The organism is Candidatus Rokuibacteriota bacterium (genome assembly GCA_030647435.1).
Classification (GTDB): domain Bacteria; phylum Methylomirabilota; class Methylomirabilia; order Rokubacteriales; family CSP1-6; genus AR37.
Genome location: JAUSJX010000114.1, coordinates 1 through 5,935, shown reverse-complemented (window position 1 = coordinate 5,935; position 5,935 = coordinate 1). Strand labels below are relative to the sequence as shown.

Sequence of the window (5,935 nt, the reverse complement as noted above, 5' to 3'; positions counted from 1 at the left end):
CATCTGCTGTTCGAGCCCGCCGAGTTCCTGGAGAAGTTGGCCGCGCTGACGCCGCGACCCGAGGTGCACTTGCTCCTCTACCACGGGGCCCGGGCGCCGCATGCTCGCTGGCGCCGGCAGATCGTAGGCTTTCGCAGGTCGGCGGCGAGCGAGGAGGCGGCCGCCCGGCGGACTGAGCGCGGAGCATCACGCGGCCCGCGCTCCTGGGCCTGGGCCCCCCTGAGGCGCCGGGCCTTCGGGATCGACGGGCTCGCGTGCCCGCGCTGCGGCGGCCGGCTGCGGCGCATCGCCACGGTGGAGGACCCGGCCGTGGTGGGCACGATCCTCGCGGCCCTGGGCCGGCTCCACCCGGCGGACTCTCCGGGGCCGGCCCCGCCGTCGGCCGCCCTGCGCGCTGCCGCCCCCTCCCCTCCGTCATCCGTCCCAGTCTCGGGGTTGGACTCTGCCCCGGCAGGCCGCGTCTTGACGGCCCCGCGGGCGCCGGCGCAAGCTCGCAGTTGATGCTTGGCCCGGCTGGGGGATCAACGATGCGCGACGCGCGGTGCTCTCGGCGCCAGCCACCCCGCCGTCGGCGCCCGTCGGCCCCGGCCCGGGCCGATAATGGCCTCTATGTCGCCTACGCGCCATCGGGCAAACGGCGCGTGAAGCGGTGATGGCGCGCGCGCTTCGTCGCGGCGGTGCGTTCGTGCTCGTCACGCTCGTGGCGGGCTGCGCGTCCCCGTCGACGACGCGCGACGACGCTGCGCTCACCGAAGAGGTGGCGCCACGGTTCGCCGCGAGCGGTCCTGATGCCGAGGCCTACAGCGCGAGCGCGGGCTATCCGATGGGCGATCGCCGGACCTTTTACGACATTCCGATGTTGGTGGGTTCGCACAGCCATCTCGACGAGGTCTTCAAAAGCCGGCTGGTTCGCAAGGCCGCGACATCCTCTCGCCTCGTGCGCGTCGTCGAGCCGGCGATCACGTGGAAGTTCCAGGGCCTCGACCTGACGCTCGACGACTACCTCGCGCGCAATCCGGCGACCGGGCTGCTCATCGCGCGCGACGAGACGATCTTCGTCGAGCGCTACCAGTACGGACGCACCGACCGCGATCGCTTCACGTCGTGGTCCATGGCGAAGACCGTGACCGCGATGCTGGTCGGGATCGCGATCGCCGAGGGGCGCATCCGCTCGGTCGACGACCTCGCCGCCGCCTACGTGCCGGCGCTCGCCGGGACCGAGTACGGGCGCACGTCGCTCCGTCATCTGCTGCAGATGTCGTCGGGCGTCCGCTTCAGCGAGGAGTACTCGGGGCGCGACGACGTCACGACGCTCGTCCTCGATACCTATATCCAACTCGGCGAGGGCGGCGTCGGCGCAGTGACGAAGTTCAACGAGCGCGTCGTGCCGAGCGGTTCGAAGTTCTCATATGCTTCCGTCGAGACCCAGGTGCTCGGCCTCGTGCTGAGGAGCGTGATCGGGCGCCCCGTCTCGGAGTACTTGCAGGAGAAGATCTGGGACCCGATCGGCGCCGAGGCCGACGCGACGTGGCTGATCGACAAGACGGGCCAGGAGTCGACGTTCTGCTGCATCAACGCGGTGCTGCGCGACTACGCGCGGCTCGGCCTCTTGCTCGCGCACGACGGCAACTGGCGCGGGCGGCAGATCATTCCCGCCGCCTGGATCAAGGACGCGACAACCGTGCGTGAGGATCAGTCGCACCTGCGGCCCGGCCTGGCCACGCCGTTCTTCGGCTACGGCTACCAGACGTGGATCTTCCCGGGTGAGCGCCGGATGTTCGCGTTCCTCGGCGTCCGCGGCCAGGCCATCTACGTCGACCCGCAGAGCCGCCTCGTGCTGGTCCACACCGCGGTCCGCAAGCAATCCGTGGACCCCGGCAGCCGCGAGACCGGCGCGCTGTGGCAGAGCGTCGTGCGCACGCTTGGACGCTGAGTACCTCTCCCCCCGGTCTGACAATGGCCCTTATGTCGCCTAAGCGCCGCTCCAGCGCCTCATAGAGGGCCGGTAGCGCGAAGGCCGCGTCGGCACGGACGACGACGGTCTGCCTCGAGCCTGGGATCGGTCAAAGACGGGGAGGAGCATCTGCTCCCACCCGTCTGCACCGTGGACGTTGCCTGGCCGGAGCGTGGCGGCCTGCACGACGCCGGAGTCGGCCCCGGTAGAGCGTCTTGCGCTCTGGGCCGGCACAGGCCACGTTCGTCGGCGGGAGTTCCTCGGAGCAGCGAATGCGCATCAGCCGCGAGTGGTCCCCATCGGACTCGGCTCCCCTTGTCGCGCCACCGTGGTATATTCCCGTCGATCCACATCGCCACAGCATCCAGGAGGGAGAAGCCGTCATGCCGTCTGCCCAAGCGACATCGCGCCGTGCCCGCTCCGTTCGACTCCTGCTCGTCCTCGTGGCCGGACTGGCCGCCGTACTGCTCGGGCCCCTGGCCGGAGTCCGCAGCACCGCCCAGGAGGTCCTGACCAACGACAGTGTCATCGGCATGGTCAAGGCCGGCCTCGCCGAGGGCGTCGTCATCCAGAAGATCCGCGCCTCGCAACGGAAGTTCGACACCAGCACGGACGGGCTCATCAAACTCAAGCGCGCGGGAGTGTCCGATAAGGTCATCGAGGCCATGATCACCGGGGACGGGCCGGCCCCGGCTGCGGCCGGCGGAGGGACATCTCAGGCGGATCCGACGATTGCTCACCTGAGCGCGGGCGGGGCCAAGCCGCTCAAGGCCGCGCGCGGAGAGATGGAAACGTCGGTAGCCCCCTTCGCCGGCTCCCGGCAGGAAGTCGTGCTAGCGACGCCGCGAGCCGAGTACCGGATCACGAACAAGCAGCCGGTGTTTTCGACCAACCTCAGCGCTGAGCAGTGGGCGCTCGTCCGGCTCAAACCCGGCAAGAACGATCGCAATCTCCCGATCAGCAAGAACTCCGGCTGGGGCTGGGCAGGCGCGACCTTCCGTCAAGGACCCGACCCGAAGTACAGGGTCTCGCTGGAGGGCGAGCCGGGTTCGGATGGCAGCACGCACATCAAGCCCAAGGAGCCCCTCGCACCCGGCGAGTACGGCCTGGTCGCGATCGTCCGCGGGCAGCCGAACATGTTCGAGGTGTTCGATTTCGGCGTCGACTGAGACGAGCGCATAGGACGGACGCTGCTGCATTGGCACCCAAACGCATGGTCGCTTCGGATCACCGATGTTCCGAGGGTCCTGCAACGGTTCTACAACCTGCCTGCGGCAGCACACTATTGCGTCAGCCACTGCCGTACTCTGTTGATGGGTGCCAGCTGTTCCAAAATCGGTGCCTGCGTCACGTCGATCCGCATCAGCACCACCTGGTACGGGTTCCACGTCGCCATGAGGAAGTAGAGCGCCGTTCCGTCAGGCGTGCTCTTGACATAGCGCGAAGGAAGCAGAATGGGCGCGTACTCGCCGCCCGATGCGCGCACGTTTGGCGTCTCTCTGGTATCTCGAACAGACTCTTCGACCGGGTTGGGAGAGCCCGGAGGGCAGTCATTCGAGACTCGATACATGAAGTGGCAGTAACCTTCATCCGGGTTGAAAACCCTTCGAGGTACTGACCAAGGGCCCCAAGGCAGTTCGGCGGTTCGCAGGTAGATGCCGCGGGGGCCGTTGTTGGGGTTGTACCCGGCCAGAGGGGCGCGAGGGTCGTTGTTGCAGGCATAGAGCATTGCCCACTTGCCCCACGCATCGATTCGTCGCACGGAGAAGTAACCGAGGCACTGGTGATAGCCCGGCCCGAAGCGGGAGTCGCTCTCGGGGGTGCCGAAGGGAAGAACAGGCTGCGCCTGCAACTCGGCGTCGCGCTTCCACGCGGGGTGGCCCGTCGCGTCGAGGCCCGTGTAGTAACGCCAGGTGGACAGCGTCGCGATCGACGCCAGCGGGGCCACCGCGAGGTAGGGATAGCTGTGGTGAAAGGGCGTGGCATCGCCCTGTTGGTTCTGACGCCCCGCGCCCCAGACCAGCACGACGTCTCCGACGATATCCTTCGGAAGCCAGCCGACTCGGCTGGCTTGCTCTACCACCGGCACGGTCCAAAGGAATTTCGTCGTCGACACCGTTTTGGACGAGTGAAAACTCCGTCCGCCATCGGTCGAATGGGCGAGGACCGATTGGCCGCCCGGTTTCTCATCGTCATGCGCGACATTATTCCGGTCCCTCATCGTGAAGAACGCGTGGATCGTCGTGTCGCTGACGACCGCGCCGATGGCACCCTCCCTTCGGCCGAGAGATTGGCCATTGAGTTGGGTCGGGCGGAAGCGCCCGTCCTGTCCCGTCAGGATTAGCAGTCGGTGGCCCATCACCAGTGCGCGTTTGTCTTGGGGGTTGCCTCCGACGAACTGATCTCTCAGGGCAACGGGCGTACCAACCGCGTTGTTCGTCAGCGGATGTACGAAGAGGTCCCCGCCCTTGGTGATGACCAGCAGCCGGTCATCCATGACGAGCAACCACTTGTCCTCCGGGCGTGCAGCCACTGGTGGCCCAGCAAGCTGAAACGGTGCCGCAATGGTGTCGCCAACGATGGAATGACGGAAGACCCGGCCATCGGTCGTCACGACCAGTAGCCCGTCCCGTGTAGTCAGCACCCAACGGTCTTCGGGCCTGGCCCCCACTTTCGGCCCGCTCAGCTGAACGGCCGCCTCGACCACATTGGTCGTGACTCGATGGGCAAACACCCGGCCATCGGATGTCCCCACCAGAAGTCGGTCACCAATGGCCGCCGTCCATTTGTCCTCCGGCCGCGCACCCACGGGCGGCCCGCTCAGCTTAAAGGGCGTTCCGATGCCAGTGCCTGCCACCTCGTGTGCAAAAGTGGCCCCTATTGCCGTCGTGACGAGGATACGGCCGTCGACAGCGGTGACCCACTTGTCCTCGGGTCGGGCAGCGACGGCGGGCCCCCCGAGGCGGAAAGGCACGCCTATGGAATCGGCGCTGAGTTCGTGACCGTATACGCTGCCGCGTTCGTCGGTTTCGACGCTGGCCGGGATGCATTGGTCAGGATCGAAAGCCAAGGGCGCCGTGGCAATGCTGTCGGTTCCCTCCTCGCGGTTTTCCTTCCATCTGCCCCATTCGGCCCAGGTGTGCCAGCGCTTGAGCCGAAGTACCGGATCGTTGGAGAGCTTCGAGTTGTCCTGTGGTTGGCCGTCCTCTGCGCGGCTGTCCTCTGTGCCGCAAAACTCAGGCTGGCATCGATCCGGGTCAAATTCTCTCGAGTCGCCAAACAGCATGACTAGCCTGTCGCCGTATTCGAACGGAAAGCCGAGGTCGGTTCCGGTGACACCGCCGGTCACGCCCGAGCGCTGAAACCCGGTCGGCTGGTCCGGACGCTCACGATCCACGGCACCGGTGACCTGGCAGATCTTCGTGGCGGCGTATTGGAGCTTTGGTCCCCACAACACGATCACGGCGGCCACGGACACAGCCACCCCGATCGCTGCGGCCAATCCGACGAGTCGTACAAGGCGGGTTGTCATCGACGTGCCTCCGAGCGCATCGTGCGGTCGAGGGGAGTGCATGTCAATGGTTCAGCGAATGGGTCGCAGGGGAGGTATGTGAATGTCTGCTTCTGCGTGGGATAGCCGTCAGGAAAGGGTCGACTTCTGACGGCCAAATCGATCGGAGAATTTCGGCCAAACGCGGCCGCTCGCGCAGCCTGCACCATCGCTTCTATAAACGGCTCCTCTATATCACGCCATCTCAAAATCGGCTCGCATTCCGTTTCCGCCGTGACGGTGCCGCCGCGCCGATGGGGCGTGCTGGTCGAGTTGAGGAAGGCGTGGCGGATGGCACGACGCATCTGCTGTTCGAGCCCGCCGAGTTCCTGGAGAAGTTGGCCGCGCTGACGCCGCGACCCGAGGTGCACTTGCTCCTCTACCACGGGGCCCGGGCGCCGCATGCTCGCTGGCGCCGGCAGATCGTAGGC

Annotated in this window: 4 protein-coding genes and 1 pseudogene; 3 read left to right on the top strand and 2 right to left on the bottom strand. The window is 66.8% G+C overall.

Going from position 1 to position 5,935, the window contains the following annotated elements; translation table 11 throughout:
* Both Q7W02_19755 and Q7W02_19750 read left to right on the top strand, forming a co-directional pair.
* On the top strand, positions 1-501 hold a 501-nt coding region (locus Q7W02_19755), incomplete at its 5' end, for a hypothetical protein (protein MDO8478386.1).
* Between the two features lie 151 nt (positions 502-652).
* A complete protein-coding gene (locus tag Q7W02_19750) occupies positions 653-1,933 on the top strand; it encodes a serine hydrolase (GenBank protein MDO8478385.1) in 1,281 nt (426 codons plus the stop codon).
* A 49-nt stretch (positions 1,934-1,982) separates the two neighbouring features.
* Here Q7W02_19750 and Q7W02_19745 read toward each other — a convergent pair.
* Positions 1,983-2,125: pseudogene (locus tag Q7W02_19745) on the bottom strand (IS1380 family transposase).
* A 212-nt stretch (positions 2,126-2,337) separates the two neighbouring features.
* Between Q7W02_19745 and Q7W02_19740 the strand changes: the two are divergent.
* Positions 2,338-3,123: a hypothetical protein gene (locus Q7W02_19740; GenBank protein ID MDO8478384.1), complete on the top strand. Its 786-nt coding sequence runs from the start codon at positions 2,338-2,340 to the stop codon at positions 3,121-3,123.
* A gap of 113 nt (positions 3,124-3,236) precedes the next feature.
* Here Q7W02_19740 and Q7W02_19735 read toward each other — a convergent pair whose 3' ends face one another.
* Positions 3,237-5,426, bottom strand: a complete 2,190-nt coding sequence (locus tag Q7W02_19735; GenBank protein ID MDO8478383.1) for a DUF4185 domain-containing protein — start codon at positions 5,424-5,426, stop codon at positions 3,237-3,239.
* Positions 5,427-5,935 lie beyond the last annotated feature (509 nt).

Coding starts and splice junctions, on each gene's coding strand:
- Q7W02_19740 (MDO8478384.1), top strand. CDS start 2,338: ATGCCGTCTGCCCAAGCGACATCGCGCCGTGCCCGCTCCGTTCGACTC.
- Q7W02_19750 (MDO8478385.1), top strand. CDS start 653: ATGGCGCGCGCGCTTCGTCGCGGCGGTGCGTTCGTGCTCGTCACGCTC.